This window comes from Pedobacter sp. 05L430 (assembly GCF_056397585.1).
The window spans coordinates 1-15816 of sequence record NZ_JBFTNT010000081.1; the positions used below are offsets into that span (position 1 = coordinate 1).

The following is a 15816-nucleotide window of genomic DNA, read 5'->3' on the forward strand; positions in this document are numbered from 1 at the left end:
GAAAAGGACTTCCTGCGGGGCAAGGTGATGTATTAAAAGGTAAAGTAATATATACATCAAAATGTATGGCTTGTCATGGCAATAACGATACAGATCTTTCAAAAATCAAACTCCCTGGTCCCGTCCTGGTTAGCGATACTTTAGCGAAAAGCAGGCCTAAGGCCATCGGAAATTACTGGCCGTATGCAACTACATTGTTTGACTACATCCGTAGAACAATGCCTTACAACCAACCCGGATCATTGACCGATAACGAGGTATACAGCATTACTGCCTATCTTCTTTATGCCAATAAAATCATTAAACAAAATCAGCTGCTGAATGCAAAAACATTACCAGGCATCGTTATGCCTGCAAAAAAACTGTTCATTATGGATGACCGTAAAGGAGGGCCTGAAGTCAGGTAAGGAACAATGAAAGCGCAAAAAAAAGACAAACAAGTTATAAAATCCAACAAGATAAGCCGCCGGACCTTGCTTGGCAGTATGGTTGCTGCCGCTGTTTTACCAGTGAATTCGATATTTGCAAAACATGTACAAACAGGACCGCATATTGCCCCTGAACCACCAGAAGATCCGACAAAAGCAATAGGCCCCGGCCCAAGTGCGCAAGGCAAGCGCTCAACGTYTGAACATCCTGTACGCAAGTTTTCGGAGACCTCTTCACGTAGCCCTTTGCAGGATTTTCATAGCACCATCACTCCTTCCGATCTTCATTACGAAAGACACCATGCCGGCGTACCAGCCATTGATCCACAAAAATATGAGCTGCTCATCCATGGAATGGTTGAGCGTCCAATGAAATTTACACTTGCAGAGCTGAAGCGTTTTCCCGCTGTGAGCCGAATCTGTTTCCTGGAATGTGCCGGTAATTTTCGTGGAGGAAAGGAAGAATTAACTCCACAGGAGATACTAGGGCTTACCAGTCAGAGCGAATGGACCGGAGTTATGCTGTCAACCCTTTTTCGTGAAGTGGGTGCTGATCCAAAGGCTTTATGGTTCCTGGCAGAAGGCTCAGATGCTGCTGTCATGACCCGCAGCGTTCCGGTAAAAAAGGCCTGGGACGATGCTATGATCGTTTATGCACAAAATGGAGAGGCTATCAGACCAGAACAAGGATATCCGGTACGCCTGCTGCTCCCGGGATGGGAAGGCAACATGAACATCAAATGGCTGAGAAGAATAGAGTTATCAGACGAACCCTATATGACCAGGGAAGAAACCTCAAAATACACCTACCCTGTAAAAGATCGTATACGAATGTTCAGCTTTGAAATGGATGCCAGGTCGATTATTACTTTTCCTTCTTATCCTCAAAAGATAATGCCTGGCTGGGTTGAGATCAGGGGAATTGCATGGAGTGGCAGAGGAAAAATTGAAAAAGTTGAAGTGAGTACTGATGCGGGGAAAACCTGGCAGGATGCCAGACTACAAGATCCGGTGCTAAGCAAGGCGCATACTTATTTCAGGCATCTCTGGCAATGGGATGGTAACCCAACGGAAATACTAAGCCGCGCTGTTGATGAAACAGGATATGTACAGCCAACCCTTCGGCAACTGGCTGAAGCACGTGGCACAGCTGTGGGTGGTTACCACATGAATCCCATTACATCATGGCAGATTAAAACAGACGGCAGCACATTGTTTAAGCCCGAATAGATAGCAACCCTTTTACAAGGGCTTTCCATTGAGGATAAGACAGCCCAATTTTAGCACCCCAACCTACAAATACATTGCGGATGTTATCAAGGGTGTTATCGGTACCGGTATTAGGCATCTCGTTCCTACCGTGTTCCTCTGCACTAACAGTATTCCCCATACGTTTGACCTGAAAGGTCGAGGTTGCCTCATCTGTGAGAAAATGCGCTGTATCCTCTTTGTCGTTTAAAGGGTTAGCAGAAGGCCGTACCGTGATGCTCAATACTTCTGCACCATCCAATTCCTCGGTTATAATCTGTTCAATCCGAACCCAATCATAGCCTTTACCTGCAACAGTTCCCGGACCAGGAATATCAATTTTAATATGATCGCCATCTATTGCAAACCTGCTTACCTGATGACCACTAGAATCGGTAAGGTAAAAATTTGACATTTCAGTGCCTGCGATCTTTGCCCATTGGTTTATATCCAGCAATCTTTCCTTCACAATTTTAAAAAAATCTACCGCCTCGGCTACCGAGGCTAGTTCGACCTTTTCTACGGCATTCATTTCTGTTCCGTTCTGTTGTTCAGGGACATGACTTGCTCCCGGATCATTGTTATGATTTGTTTCCATGATACCAATAGCAACTGATACAATCCTAAAAAGTTTTGATTTTAAATAAAATTATAGTGGTCTTCTCTTAGTCAGGAAACACCATCTGCTGTATACTGCTTCAACATATTCGTTGATGGGGCAAAAAACAAGCTGCCGGTGCATGCAGTGCTGAAATCGAGTATCCTATCGTAATTTCCAGTCGGAACTCCAATAAACATTCTTTCCAGCATTTTATGAGTAGTGCTAAAAGTGCTGGCATATGCAATAAAGTATGTGCCAACCTCATTTTTTGATGGAGATCCGAAGGGCATATTGTCTCGCACGATCTTCAGCTCGTTGCCATCTTCATCTTCTATAGCTGCCAAAGCACTATGTGAGTTGTCAGGTTTTAGGTCATCAGGCATCTCAATATCGCTCATTTTATACCGACCTATTACTTTTTCTTGTTCTTCGACTGGCAGTTTTGTCCAGCCTCGCATATCATGCAGATACTTTTGTACAAAAAGGTAACTTCCCCCTGCATAAACCGGATCCTCGTCACCAACCGTGGCAAAGAATTCGCGTTGATCGCCTACGGGATTTTCTGTGCCATCCACAAAACCGAGGATCGATCGGCCATCCCAATACCTAAAACCATGTATTTCTTCCAAACAATCTGCAACCGGGTCTAATATTTCGGTTATAGCGGTCAACATATCAAAACAAACGGACATATCGGTACCACGTAAATGAAAATGCAGATCCCCTGGAGTAGCTACAGCCGTATGTTTTAAACCGGTAACAGGTTCAAAATTCTTAAGTTCTTTGGGTAGTGGTGTGGGCAATGAAAGTTGAAGCCAGGCATCATGACCAATACCCAATACACAACTTACCCGCCCACCAGGAACCCGTATAATATAAGAATGGTTAAGGTTAGCTACCAGAGCGCAAAGTTTTTCGAATGCAGGTTTGATTTCTATATTGTGCTTAAACTTCCACACAGTGAATATGGTATTATTATTTGGGTAGTCCGTTATATTTTGTGACTCTTGCGTTATTGGTCTTTTCATATCATTCTAATTTAAGATTTAAAATTAAAAACATGAGACAAGATTTCTGCAGAAAAAAAAGATTCAGAGGCTTTTTTTGTAATTTTGTTATCCTTTTGATTTATGAAATAAAATCTCCACTATAAGTAAATACTTAAATAAAAGATGATCACAAGACAGCGCACCAATTGGCTGAAAATGTTATTTATATGGAAAGGATCCGTAATAAATAAAATTATCGTCCAGCTTATAGTTATTGCAGTATTATCATTGATCACCCTATACTTTAAGGGGAAAATATATGACTATAAAGTACACCTTAATCCCACAATTTTCACCTTAATTGGCCTGGCTTTAGCTATTTTTATGGGCTTTTGCAATACGGCAAGTTATGATCGGTATTGGGAAGGGCGAAAACTTTGGGGCGCATTAGTTATTGAATCCAGGTCTTTGACAAGGCAGGTGTTGACGCTTATAAATGATCCTTCTCCTGAAGGAAAAAAAAGCAAAGAAGATTTCATAAAAATGATAGCAGCATTCTGCTGGTCTCTTAATTATCAATTGAGAAATAAGTCCGGAACAGAACATCTTTCCCGACTGCTTTCGGCAGAGCAAGTGGATTATTTAAGAGATAAAAGACATATTCCAGTGATCATTTTAGATTTTATAGGAGAATGGGTCAGCAAACAAGCCAAGAAAAATCATATTGACACCATTGTTTTAGCTTCTATAGATAACAGGCTTAATCAGTTTTCACAAATCGTTGGAGGTTGTGAACGAATTTCCAATACGCCTTTGCCGTTTGCATATAGTGTCTTATTACATCGTACCGTTTATTTTTACTGTTTTTGGCTACCCTTTGGTTTGGTAGATAGCTTAGGCTGGATGATGCCTTTGATCGTGTTACTTATTAGCTATACTTTCATTGCTTTAGATGCGATTATACAGGAAATTGGCGAGCCGTTTGGAGAAGAAGAAAACGACCTCGCTCTTAATACCATTTGCAGGACTATTGAATATTCGATTTTTGAGCAGGCACAAATTCCACAGGAAGACTATAAACCTACCAATTCCTATTTTGTAGACTAACTTATAATTGGTCTATTAATTCGTATATTTTAGGATTATGCTTTTTGATCTTAATTTTAACAAATTTTGATGCTGGCATATTACTTCCCCGAACAACATTATTAATAGAAACCAACACGTTGGTTTCAGGAAAATAAGTCATGGTGTTCCCTTCTGGTATCTGGTATGAAACGATAATGAATAATGGAGCGATCCGTTCGATGCCGTTGTCATAATTAAACAAATCTACCTTTTCCCCATCGGCAAATCCCGCTTTCTCAATATCTTTTTGATTCATAAATATTACCCGACGCTCATTCTTAATCCCTCGGTACCGATCGTCAAGCCCATATATAGTCGTGTTAAATTGGTCATGCGTACGCGTTGTCGCCATCATATATTCATCCGGAGCTAGTACATTTTCAGGTATGGATGTTAGGGTAAATGGAGCCCGATCGCCAAATTTCTTGGTAATGAAGTTCCCTTCTCGTGCAGCATTAGGCAAATAAAATCCTTCTTTATGCCGCACCCTTAAATTATAATTCTCAAAACCTGGGATGCACTTTTCAATGTCGTCCCTTACCGCATCGTAGCTATTGGCATAGCGTTGCCAGTCGATAACCGACCTCCTCCCTAAAGTTGCAATCGCCATTCGGCATACAATCTGTGTTTCGTTCACGAGCTTATCCGATATTGGCTTTAGCATGCCCTTAGATGATTGTACTACGCCCATTGAATTTTCCGTACTCACAAACTGTGGTTCACCATTAACCATGTCGATATCACTGCGTGAAAAGGTTGGAAGAATCAATGCTTCCTGCCCATGCACCAAGTGGCTTCGGTTAAGTTTGGTAGAAACCGAAACGCTTAAATTAAGCTTCCTTAATGCTTTAGCAGTAAAAGTAGTGTCGGGTGTTGCCGATAAAAAATTTCCACCCATACTAAAAAAGACTTTCACTTTGCTTTCGTGCATAGCTTTGATTACCCCAACCACATCGTATCCATGTTCACGGGGAGGATCAAAGCCAAAAACTTTTTGAATGCGATCCAACTGTTCGTTACTGGGTTTTTCGTTAATCATCATGGTTCGATTGCCCTGAACATTGCTGTGTCCCCGAACCGGACAAACACCAGCACCAGGCTTACCTATGCTTCCTTTAAGCAACAGTAAGTTTACGATCTCCTGAATCATCTCTACTCCGTTAGGTTGCTGAGTAAGCCCCATTCCCCAACAAAAAATAATCCGCTTTTTGAATGCCAGCATTTGGGCAGCCTCATAAATTGCAGCTTGTGATACCCCAGAGGCAGCTGCAAGATCTTCCAGTTTGTAATGGTCAAACTGTTTGATAAAGGCATCGTACCCAATAGTTTTATCTGCAATAAATTTTTGGTCAAATACCTCGCCTGGAGATTTTTTTTCAAAATCAATCAGCAGGAGCCCGATAGCTTTTAAAAGCTCCATATCACCATTTATTTTTACAGGCAGATAAAGATCTGCAAGCTTAGCACCACTTCCAATAATGCCATTTATTTGCTGCGGGTTATGAAAACCCATCAGTCCGGCCTCTGGCAAAGGATTAATCGCAATGATTTTTGCCCCGTTTTTTTTACCTTTTTCCAATGCACTCATCATTCTGGGCGCATTGGTTCCCGGATTTTGCCCAATGATCACAATCACATCTGTATCGTAAAAATCATTTAGTTTTACAGTTCCCTTTCCAATACCAATGGTTGGCAACAAAGCAGTACCCGATGTTTCATGACACATATTAGAGCAATCTGGCATATTGTTGGTACCAAATTCTTTTGCGAATAGCTGATATAAAAATGAAGCTTCGTTACTCGTTCTGCCAGAGGTATAAAAAGCAGCTTGATCCGGTGTTTCTAGTGCATTTAGATGTTCCGCTATTTTTTTAAAAGCATCATCCCAGCTGATAGGCTGATAATGAGTGCCGCCTTTTGGCAAATAAACAGGTTCGGCCAATCTCCCTTTACGGCCTATTTCAAAATCCGTTAATTTGGCCAGATCGAAGACAGAGTTCTTTTTAAAGAAGTCTGCAGTAACTTTTTTGGTAGTTGCTTCCTCTGCCAGAGCCTTTGCCCCATTTTCACAATATTCGCCCAAAGGAGATCGATCATCATCTGGATCAGGCCAGGCGCAGCTTGGACAATCAAAGCCTCCCATTTGATTCATCCTAAACAAAGCCCTTGTACCACGAATGGGTACCCCCTCCTCAAAAAGATCACCAAATGCCGCCATCACAGCAGGAATTCCTGCAGCCCATTTTTCAACCTTTGTTAATTTCAGGTCTAATAATTTGTATGGATTTTCTGCAGCCGGTTCTTTTTTCTCTTTTTCCATAGCTCATTTGTTTAGTAATGGATTGGGAAAATTATCACTCTGGTCCTCTTCAACATTATCAAGACAAGTAAAGTCTTTTTCAATGAGTAAGCTAACAGGCCCCTTCCGATCATCAAAACCCACCCTATCTGTATTGTTGAGTTCATCAACCATTGTTTTTGGTATGCTTAGTACAATCCGATCGCCAATGTAATCAGCCGACAGACCATCACCATCTATAGTTTCAATGGCATACACCAGCGTTTTACCCACAAACTCAGAACGTTCCTCTAGAAAGCCTTCAGATCCCAGCTTTGCGACGTCAGATTTGGTCAGTCTATATCTCAGCGAGTTGCCTTTAATTCTAATTTTCATCTGTGTTTTATTTGTTTTTCAATTGCGACGAAGCTATCAGATTTTTCACGCCGCTATGTGGTTTGAGAAATCATGATGGTTTCGTACGATGTTGGTATTAATATTCTACTGCTTAAATTGTAAATATTGAACCTGTCTTCTTTAAGGAAACCCAAAAGCGTAATATCAAATTCCGCAGCAAGTTCCACTGCAAKACTCGATGGCGCGCCAATGGCTGCAACGATTGCAATGCCAGCCATGGCGGCTTTCTGAATTAATTCAAAACTTGCCCTTCCGCTCAGCAATAAAATATGCCGATCCAATGGCAGGTCGTCGTTCAGTAACGCCTTGCCAATTAACTTGTCAAGCGCATTGTGTCGCCCAACATCTTCCCGCAACAGTACTAAATCACCTTTGACAGTAAAAAGTCCTGATGCATGAATACCTCCGGTAGCTGCAAATCCGCTTTGGGCTGCACTTAACTTTCCTGGCAATTCATATAAAATATCTGTTGATAAATTTAATTGAGGTTTATCCTGATTACTAAAGGCGCTAACTGTTCTAATGGATTCAATAGAGCCTTTTCCGCATACGCCGCAACTAGAGGTGGTATAAAAATTCCGGTCGGATTGCTGCAACTGAGGCATGAAATTTTCAGCGAGTTCCACCTGCACAATATTCTGCTTTTGTGAGGAACATTTCATATCTAGGTGATAGGCATCAGTCACATCCTGATAAGAAGGAATGATTCCTTCTGTAAATAAAAAACCTATTGCGAGTTCCAGATCATTACCTGGCGTGCGCATGGTTACAGATATGTTCTTTTGTATCCGCTCTGACCGGGGGCCATAAACTATTCTTATTTCAAGGGGTTCTTCTACGGAAAGTAAATCCGATAACGGTGTACTTGTTAAACCATTAACCTTTCTAACAAGTATCTGCTTAATGGAAACTAATTCTAAATCCTCCATTTCCGTACGGTTTTAATAAAATAATCGTTCTTAAAATTAAGAAAAAATCAGTCTAAAAAGAATTGTATGAGAGATATTCGCTCTTTTATGGTGATATTTTCACATGCTCCAATCTTTCTGAAAACGAACAAAGCGCACAAAAACGAATAAAACGTACAGAAACGAAAATTACGACAGGTGGCTTTTTTATTTCCACGACATTAATCACTTAGTGTGTTATAATTATCGAAATAAGCCTTCCATTTTTCAGAAACAGGGAGATAACGGACGTCTAGTTGATCAAGCGCATACTTCATACTATGCTTGCGCAGTTCTTGATTCATATACAAGGCATATATCTTGTCCAATGCCTTTGCTGAATATATGCCGCATAGCGGTTCAGGTTGCTGTTCATTCACAAAGACCAATGCATCAGCCGGCTTATCGTTGTACCGGTGAACAAGGAAGTCTAAAAGATCAACTTCCATGTTTATCATGTCACAGGCAAGTACAAGTAAATCTTCCTTCGGATAAATAAGATGCACGGATAAGATGCCTTTAAGTGGACCTCCGATAGACAAGGCAGGATCATCTGTGATTAATGAAGAGGTTGAGAAGAGAATTTGGTATATTGGTAATTGTTGTGTATTTACGGATATAGAGACAGGAATTAGTAATGATGACAACTTAGCAAATGCTTGTTGCGCCCATGTTTCTTGTCCATTTTGCAACAAACCTTTATCCTTACCCATTCTTAGGCTTTGACCACCTGACAGAACTACTCCAATCATTTTTATCAGTTTATTGAAACAAACTTAAACATTCTATAAGCATAATTACTATCCAATAAGCATAGAATTTTGCTTTATTTCTATGATTTAACATAAAAAAAAGCAAAATTGCGTCAAAAAAAACGTATTTTAATAGCTTGTTCTGGAAGCAGTTCCAATTATTGATTCAATACAGGTAAAACATGCAATAGATTGCAACAATTTAATTAAATACTAATGATAACAGATTCTTTTGGACGAGTGCACGATTACCTGCGGATATCACTTACTGATAACTGCAATTTCCGCTGCTTCTACTGTATGCCAGAGGAAGAATATGACTTTACCCCAGCTTCAAGGCTGATGCAGACAGAAGAGATTGTTCAGCTTGCAAAAATATTTGTAGAACAGGGTGTAAAAAAAATCAGGTTAACCGGTGGAGAGCCTTTGGTGCGTAAAGATGCAGCCGCGATCATAACTGCTTTAGGCAAGCTTCCTGTAGAATTGGTGATCACCACCAATGGAACGCGTATTGCAGAAATGCTCCCTGCACTAATTGCAGGCGGCATTAAAACAGTTAACATTAGTCTAGATACTCTTCAGCCAGAAAAATTCTTATTCATTACACGTAGAGACCTGTTCCATCAGGTACGTAGCAATATAGAACTGCTTTTACATCACAAAATTACTGTTAAAATAAATATGGTAGTGATGAAAGGGCTCAACGATAATGAAATTAAAGATTTTATAGATTGGACAAAACATAATCCCATCCAAATCAGGTTCATTGAATTTATGCCATTCAGCGGGAATAAATGGACCAGCAATAAAATGTTTTCCCTTGATGAAATACTGGCTACCATAGCTAAAGATTTCACCATGCTTCCGGTTAAAGCCGCACCACACGATACAGCAAAAAGTTTCATGATTCCGGGACACGAAGGTTCTTTTGCCGTTATAAGCACCATGACAGCACCATTTTGCAGTACTTGTAACAGGATGCGGTTGACTGCTGATGGGAAGCTCAAAAATTGCCTCTTCTCTGATGGAGAGACAGACCTATTGGGCCCTTTAAGAAACAATCAAGACGTTCTTCCGTTGATCCAAGCTTCTATTTGGAGTAAGAAAAAAGAACTTGGCGGACAGCTTATTGAGCATTTCGAAAAACTGGATGCGGACTCTATCAAGAACAGAAGTATGATTACCATAGGAGGATAATTTAAAATGATAAGCGTCAACGAGGCAAAACAACTGATTTCAGATCATACTCAACCGTTGCAAGCTCTAAAATTAAGTCTAAAAAAGGCTTCGGGGCACATTTTAGCTGCAGACATCTATGCGCGCTATGATATTCCGGCTTTCAAACAATCGTCTATGGATGGATATGCTTTGGTTTATCAGGATTCCTCATCAGAATTAGAAATGATCGGGGAAATGGCCGCTGGCACCAGCCAACTGTTGTCCATTAACCCCAATCAAACCACCAGGATTTTTACCGGAGCCCCCCTGCCTGAAGGTGCGGATACAGTTGTGATGCAGGAAAAGATCAGTAGACAGGGAAATAAGATCACGCTTCAGGATCCAAAGCTGTTGCCCGGAGCAAATGTTCGTCAAATAGGATCGGAGATTAAAGCCGGAGCACTTGCCATGCAAAAAGGAACCGCGCTAGGCCCCGCTGCTGTAGGATTTCTGGCCGGAATTGGCATTCAGGATGTGGAAGTTTTCCCGATGCCTAAGGTAGCCATCATTTTAACAGGTAAAGAACTTCAGCAACCTGGCATGGAGCTTAATTTTGGTCAGGTATATGAATCTAACTCCTATTCCTTAACTGCCGCAATAAAAAATGAAGGAATCACTGAAATTGAAGTAACAGAGGCTGATGACAATCTGGAAATACTAACAGATGTGCTTAGGTCAGCATTACAGGAACATGATGTTGTTCTGCTTACCGGCGGTGTGAGCGTAGGAGATTACGATTTTGTACTGGAAGCCTCAAAGAAATGTGGGATTGAGCAGATCTTTCATAAAGTAAAGCAAAAGCCAGGTAAACCATTATTTTTCGGAAAAAAAGATCAAAAACTGATATTTGGTTTACCGGGAAACCCATCTTCGGTTCTTAACTGCTATTACAATTATGTATTGCCGGCTCTGAAAGCAATTTCGCACAAAGAAAATAGCGTAAAAGAAATAAGTGCCGAACTGACGCATGACTGTCAAAAACCGGCTGGGCTTACCCATTTCCTTAAGGGAAGTTACAAAAATGGCAAGGCAACACCATTAAATGCTCAGGAGTCGTTTCGGTTAAGCTCTTTTGCACTGGCAAACTGCCTGATCTATCTTCCCGAAGAACAGAAGGATTTCAAACAGGGAGATGTGGTAACCATTATGCAATTGCCTAACTAGAACCATGACTGGGCGATTATCTTGCAATTTATTAGCAAAATCAGCATTTTAAGGGTAAATTAGCATTATGGAAATTCAGATTATCAGTTTTGGAAAAATATCCGAATTTATAGCACATCAGAAGATCGAAATCTCTGACATCCGCAATACCGATGAGTTAAAAGCTTATCTGGAAACATCATTTCCATTGCTTAGCAATATGAAATATAAGCTTTCCCTGAATAAGGATATTGTTCAGGAGAATATGGCGATTTTAAATCAAGATACAATAGGCATCATGCCGCCTTTTTCAGGAGGATAATACCATAGAAGTGGAAAGAAAAGTAAAAAAAATATTTATTGACGGAAGGATCGAACCTGCATTCATAGCTGATAGTATTTCCAAACACAGCGCAAAAACAACTATTGGCGGTCACAGCATATTTATGGGACAAGTGCGGAAAGATGAGATTGAAGGAAAGCTTGTGGCAGCCATTGAGTATACAGCTTATCAGGAGCTGGCACTAGAGAAAATGCATCAGATCAGGGAAGATATTTTTCAAAAATATCCGCTTCATTGCATGCATGTTTACCACAGCCTGGGCACAATAAAAGCGGGTGAGATCTGCCTTTTTGTATTTACCTCATCTACACGCCGCAAACCGGCAATAGATGCCTGTGCAGAAATCGTGGAGAGATTAAAAGCAGAACTGCCAATTTGGGGCAAAGAAATATTTGAAGACGATACACATCAATGGAAAGAGAATAGCTAATATGGTAAACATTACAAAAAAATCAAGCACACTAAGAATAGCTATTGCAACTGCTACAGTAAAAGTATCTAAACAGGAAACCATTGCAGCCGTTGAACAAAGAAAAATACCCAAAGGCGATGTTTTCGAATTTGCCCGTGCGGCCGGACTTTTGGGTGTAAAAAAAACGAGCGACCTCATACCTGATTGTCATCCCCTTCCAATAGAATATACCTCCATTACCTACGAAATTGATGGACTAAACATCCATATTACTGTTGAAGTGCATACTATTTACAAAACAGGTGTAGAAGTTGAAGCCATGCATGGTGCCTCCATTACTGCCCTCACCATGTATGATATGCTCAAACCCATCGATAAGGGTGTTGAGATTCAAAATATCAGGTTGCTAGAAAAATCCGGTGGTAAATCTGACCTCAAGAATTTACAGTTTCCAGATATCAAGGCAGCTGTAGTAGTCTGCTCTGATTCTATATTTGCAGGTAAGGCTCAGGATACATCAGGAAAAGCCATTGTTGGATTATTGGAGCAACTTGGCATCGAAACACTCAAATATGAGATCCTTCCAGATGAAGTTGACAGTATCAAAGAAAAGGCTATTGAACTCTGCGGAATTGAACATCAGCTCCTGATTTTTACAGGAGGTACCGGACTTTCTCCGAGAGACGTCACGCCAGAAGCCATTAGCCCCTTAATTGAACGTAAAATTGATGGAATTATGGAAACAGCGCGAAGATACGGTCAGGAACGCATGCCTTACGCCATGTTATCCCGTGGTGTTGCAGGATTTATAGGCGAAACACTTGTACTCACCTTTCCAGGTTCGAAAACTGGGGTAGAGGAATATATGTCGGCCTTGTTTCCACAATTACTGCACCTTTTTAAGATCAATAAGGGGCAAAAACATTAAACCTTTTGTCCAGATTTTTCCCTAAAGTATTTCTATATATCCGTCACTTCCGTTCAGCCTGATGCGCTGACCATCTCTGAGCAGCTTTGTAGCATTGTCTACTCCAACAATTGCCGGCAATCCATATTCGCGTGCAATTACTGCTCCATGCGTCATCATTCCGCCAACTTCTGTAACCAGACCTTTTATCGATACAAATAAGGGCGTCCAGCTGGGGTCCGTGAAGGTGGTAACCAATATATCTCCATCTTCCAGGTTTGCATCTTCCATATTTAAGATTACACGTGCCCTACCCTCTATCACTCCTGAAGAAACCGCCAGACCTGCAATAGCATCGGTCGGAAGGTTTTTTTCATGCTTGTATTTACCCGAAACAATTTCACCGTCTGATGTGATCACCCTTGGCGGGTTTAGTTTTTCGTATGATTTGAACTCGTCTTTTCTTTTGCCGATGAGCTGGTTGTCTGGCTTATGGGTACGTACCATTTCGCGAAATTCTTCAAAGGTAAGATAGTAAACATCTTCCCTATCTGGAATGATGTTGGCTTGTGCAAGTTGTTCCGCTTCTTTCAGCAAAGCCTGCTTATAAACGAAGAAGCGATTAACTATCCCGTATTTTGGATATTCGCGATAACCTGCAAAACTCCTGAGCAGGCTGATCATTTGTTTTGTCTCCCTGATTTTTTGTTCTCCATCTGGTAATGATGCCAACCGGCCTACTAATTCTTCTTCTTTTTTCAGAGCTTCCTGTCGTCCTTGTTCAAATTTTCGCTTGCCGGCCCCAGATTCAAAGTTTTTAATATTGCTCAAAATTAAAGGGACAAGTATAGTAGGGTTTTCGCTCCAACGGGTTTTGGTAATATCGATCTCACCGGCACATCGCATACCATATTTATCGAGATATGCGTCAACAGCGTGACGGGMGTCTTGTCCACCGTTAAACTTAGCAAGTTCGTCCAGATAATCATCTGCTTTTACCTGTTGCAAGTATTCAATTATTTCCGGATAAGGGCGGATTACATCCGCTACATCCAATAGTGCCAAACCCATCTCCGAAGTAATATTGTTTGATACGGATTGAGAAAGTATGTCTGCCACATTTTTTTCACCTAGCCATTCGCTCATCTTTTCATTGAGCCACGATGAAGCATTCATTGCAGCTATGATCACACCCATATGTTGTGCCTCAAATATTGTCTTCTTTGATTGCTGGATATCTTCCAGAATAAAATCAAACACATCCGTTCCTGATTTCGTTTGGATGTTTTGTTTTAGCGCTTCTACCGATGTCTCATTGTGTTTAATCAAGTCAACAACGATTGCCGGGTCGTTTCCCACTTGCGCCAAAATATCCGTGGACGATATACCCTTAGTACTTTTAACCGGCATAGGTGCTTTTTCATCATTTGGTAACGATTTTATAAAATCTCGCCGCTCTGCAATGGTCAGAAGCGCCTCTTTTATGAGCGGATCATGTTGCCCCATCGCCTCTAATAAATTTTCCCTGCCAGCAGGTGTAGCCAGAGTATCTGCAACATCAACAAACAGCCTTCCTCCAGCTTTGAACATGGGTCTGGCAGCTCTTAACTGCCATAGCGACAATCCCAGTGGTTTCATAGGGTCAGTCATCATTTGCTGATGACCAACAGATATATAAACATGGTTCTCCTGATCATCCGCTTCGGGGATCGGGTAAAAGGTAGTAATGGGCCGGCTCTGCACAATATAAAACGTATCATCCGCCAAACACCACTCGATGTCTTGTGGGTTACCGAAATGCGCTTCGATCTTTCTACCCATGCGTTCCAACTGTAAAATCTGCTCATCCGTTAGCGCCTGGGCATTCTGCTGATCCGGCCCGATTTCCTGCTCCTTCGTGCCTCCCTCTTTTAAAGCATAAATAGCCAGTTTCTTATTGGATATCTTCCTATCGATAATATTGCGCTCAGAAACTTTATAATTATCTGCATTCACAATTCCGGAAACCAATGCCTCGCCCAATCCAAAACTGGCCTCAATAGATACTATTTTTCTGTTTGAGGTAACCGGATCTGCTGTAAACATAATTCCTGCCACATCCGGGGAAACCATTTTCTGAACAACAACCGACAGGTGGACCTTCCTGTGATCAAATCCGTTCTGCAAACGATAAGTTACAGCCCTATCTGTAAACAGTGACGCCCAGCATTTGCTGATGTATTTTAAGACTGCCTCTTTACCAATAATATTCAGATAAGTGTCCTGCTGCCCGGCAAATGATGCAGAAGGCAGATCTTCCGCCGTTGCACTAGATCGTACAGCAAACGCATCCTTTTCATCAAACTTTGTGAGAAATCCTACAATCTCTTTCTCCATATCTTCAGAAATGGATATTCCTTCGATAACCTTACGTATTTTGTTGCTAAGCTCCCTGATTTTAACTCGCTCTTCTACCTTAATATCACTTAATTCATCCAGCAAACTGTTAAACTTCTGATTATTTTCAGTTATTCTTTTATACGCTTCAGTGGTCACGCAAAAACCTTCCGGCACCCTTATTCCTTTGATTCCAACGAGTTCTCCCAGATTGGCGCCCTTCCCTCCTACAGTCATAAAACTTGATCTGTCGATGTACTGAAAACCAATTACATTTGTGTCCGTTTTTCCTGGCTTTTTTGCTGAGTTGAGTTTGTTATCCGGTATCATACTGATGGCTTTTAGAGATGTGCAAAGCCAAAAATATAAGTTATAACGTATCAAAATGCCGTTTTTCAACTATATTTTTTCAAGCGCAATAATGAGAAAAGTATCAACGTTATCTATACAAACAGAGCATAATAGCAACCATACGGGGTTCTACTTTAAATCGACTCCAGCTTACTTTTTCCCAGATTTATTTTCCAAAAACTCCCATTCCAGCAAATGAGAAACTTGATGCTCTTTCTTAACGATCTCGTCAAAACGCTTGGTTAATTCAGGATGTTCTGAAGCAATATCTGTTGTTT

Annotated in this window: 15 protein-coding genes; 8 read left to right on the plus strand and 7 right to left on the minus strand. The window is 41.0% G+C overall.

Annotated features, from left to right (window positions below; genetic code table 11):
- Positions 1-407: c-type cytochrome (locus AC1DG9_RS13110; RefSeq protein WP_477634728.1), on the plus strand; the 407-nt coding region annotated here is incomplete at its 5' end.
- 6 nt (positions 408-413) lie between these two features.
- Positions 414-1658, plus strand: a complete 1245-nt coding sequence (soxC, locus tag AC1DG9_RS13115; RefSeq protein ID WP_477634729.1) for a sulfite dehydrogenase — start codon at positions 414-416, stop codon at positions 1656-1658.
- Here soxC and AC1DG9_RS13120 read toward each other — a convergent pair.
- On the minus strand, positions 1645-2274 hold the full coding sequence (locus AC1DG9_RS13120) for a hypothetical protein (protein WP_172660109.1): 630 nt from the start codon (positions 2272-2274) through the stop codon (positions 1645-1647). The two genes, soxC and AC1DG9_RS13120, sit on opposite strands and share 14 nt — an antisense overlap.
- A gap of 71 nt (positions 2275-2345) precedes the next feature.
- Positions 2346-3305, minus strand: a complete 960-nt coding sequence (locus AC1DG9_RS13125; protein ID WP_216854331.1) for a Dyp-type peroxidase — start codon at positions 3303-3305, stop codon at positions 2346-2348.
- Between the two features lie 144 nt (positions 3306-3449).
- Between AC1DG9_RS13125 and AC1DG9_RS13130 the strand changes: the two genes are divergently transcribed.
- Positions 3450-4373, plus strand: coding sequence for a bestrophin family protein (locus AC1DG9_RS13130; protein WP_288879167.1), 924 nt, complete (start codon positions 3450-3452; stop codon positions 4371-4373).
- A gap of 1 nt (position 4374) precedes the next feature.
- Here the strand turns inward: AC1DG9_RS13130 and AC1DG9_RS13135 are convergent, their stop codons facing one another.
- The 4 genes from AC1DG9_RS13135 to mobA form a co-directional block, all read right to left on the minus strand.
- Positions 4375-6714, minus strand: coding sequence for an FdhF/YdeP family oxidoreductase (locus AC1DG9_RS13135; RefSeq protein ID WP_288879166.1), 2340 nt, complete (start codon positions 6712-6714; stop codon positions 4375-4377).
- A 3-nt stretch (positions 6715-6717) separates the two neighbouring features.
- The gene (locus AC1DG9_RS13140; RefSeq protein WP_172660106.1) at positions 6718-7068 is read right to left on the minus strand and encodes a DUF7009 family protein; all 351 of its coding nucleotides are present in this window, start codon (positions 7066-7068) and stop codon (positions 6718-6720) included.
- A 53-nt stretch (positions 7069-7121) separates the two neighbouring features.
- A complete protein-coding gene (gene fdhD, locus AC1DG9_RS13145) occupies positions 7122-8018 on the minus strand; it encodes a formate dehydrogenase accessory sulfurtransferase FdhD (RefSeq protein ID WP_477634730.1) in 897 nt (298 codons plus the stop codon).
- Positions 8019-8218: 200 nt separating this feature from the next.
- Positions 8219-8788, minus strand: coding sequence for a molybdenum cofactor guanylyltransferase (gene mobA, locus AC1DG9_RS13150; RefSeq protein ID WP_337716797.1), 570 nt, complete (start codon positions 8786-8788; stop codon positions 8219-8221).
- Positions 8789-9004: 216 nt separating this feature from the next.
- Here mobA and moaA point away from each other — a divergent pair, with 216 nt between their 5' ends.
- The 5 genes from moaA (at position 9005) to moaCB (ending at position 12832) form a co-directional block, all read left to right on the plus strand.
- Complete coding sequence (moaA, locus tag AC1DG9_RS13155) at positions 9005-9985, plus strand: GTP 3',8-cyclase MoaA (protein WP_288879163.1); 981 nt, start codon at positions 9005-9007, stop codon at positions 9983-9985.
- Positions 9986-9991: 6 nt separating this feature from the next.
- A complete protein-coding gene (locus AC1DG9_RS13160) occupies positions 9992-11170 on the plus strand; it encodes a molybdopterin molybdotransferase MoeA (RefSeq protein WP_288879162.1) in 1179 nt (392 codons plus the stop codon).
- A 67-nt stretch (positions 11171-11237) separates the two neighbouring features.
- Positions 11238-11471, plus strand: a complete 234-nt coding sequence (locus AC1DG9_RS13165; protein WP_288879161.1) for a MoaD/ThiS family protein — start codon at positions 11238-11240, stop codon at positions 11469-11471.
- Between the two features lie 10 nt (positions 11472-11481).
- Positions 11482-11922: a molybdenum cofactor biosynthesis protein MoaE gene (locus tag AC1DG9_RS13170; protein ID WP_288879160.1), complete on the plus strand. Its 441-nt coding sequence runs from the start codon at positions 11482-11484 to the stop codon at positions 11920-11922.
- Positions 11885-12832: a bifunctional molybdenum cofactor biosynthesis protein MoaC/MoaB gene (gene moaCB / locus AC1DG9_RS13175; RefSeq protein ID WP_288879159.1), complete on the plus strand. Its 948-nt coding sequence runs from the start codon at positions 11885-11887 to the stop codon at positions 12830-12832. Before AC1DG9_RS13170 ends, moaCB begins: the two co-directional genes overlap by 38 nt.
- Positions 12833-12853: 21 nt before the next feature.
- Here the strand turns inward: moaCB and ppsA are convergent, their stop codons facing one another.
- Positions 12854-15517 carry a phosphoenolpyruvate synthase gene (gene ppsA, locus AC1DG9_RS13180; RefSeq protein ID WP_477634731.1) on the minus strand — a complete coding sequence of 888 codons (2664 nt, stop codon included), beginning with the start codon at positions 15515-15517 and terminating at the stop codon, positions 12854-12856.
- Positions 15518-15816 lie beyond the last annotated feature (299 nt).

Excerpts from the sequence above, each read along its gene's own strand:
- AC1DG9_RS13120 (WP_172660109.1), bottom strand. The coding sequence starts at position 2,274 with ATGGAAACAAATCATAACAATGATCCGGGAGCAAGTCATGTCCCTGAA.
- AC1DG9_RS13125 (WP_216854331.1), bottom strand. The coding sequence starts at position 3,305 with ATGAAAAGACCAATAACGCAAGAGTCACAAAATATAACGGACTACCCA.
- AC1DG9_RS13130 (WP_288879167.1), top strand. The coding sequence starts at position 3,450 with ATGATCACAAGACAGCGCACCAATTGGCTGAAAATGTTATTTATATGG.
- AC1DG9_RS13135 (WP_288879166.1), bottom strand. The coding sequence starts at position 6,714 with ATGGAAAAAGAGAAAAAAGAACCGGCTGCAGAAAATCCATACAAATTA.
- AC1DG9_RS13140 (WP_172660106.1), bottom strand. The coding sequence starts at position 7,068 with ATGAAAATTAGAATTAAAGGCAACTCGCTGAGATATAGACTGACCAAA.
- mobA (WP_337716797.1), bottom strand. The coding sequence starts at position 8,788 with ATGATTGGAGTAGTTCTGTCAGGTGGTCAAAGCCTAAGAATGGGTAAG.
- moaA (WP_288879163.1), top strand. The coding sequence starts at position 9,005 with ATGATAACAGATTCTTTTGGACGAGTGCACGATTACCTGCGGATATCA.
- AC1DG9_RS13160 (WP_288879162.1), top strand. The coding sequence starts at position 9,992 with ATGATAAGCGTCAACGAGGCAAAACAACTGATTTCAGATCATACTCAA.
- AC1DG9_RS13165 (WP_288879161.1), top strand. The coding sequence starts at position 11,238 with ATGGAAATTCAGATTATCAGTTTTGGAAAAATATCCGAATTTATAGCA.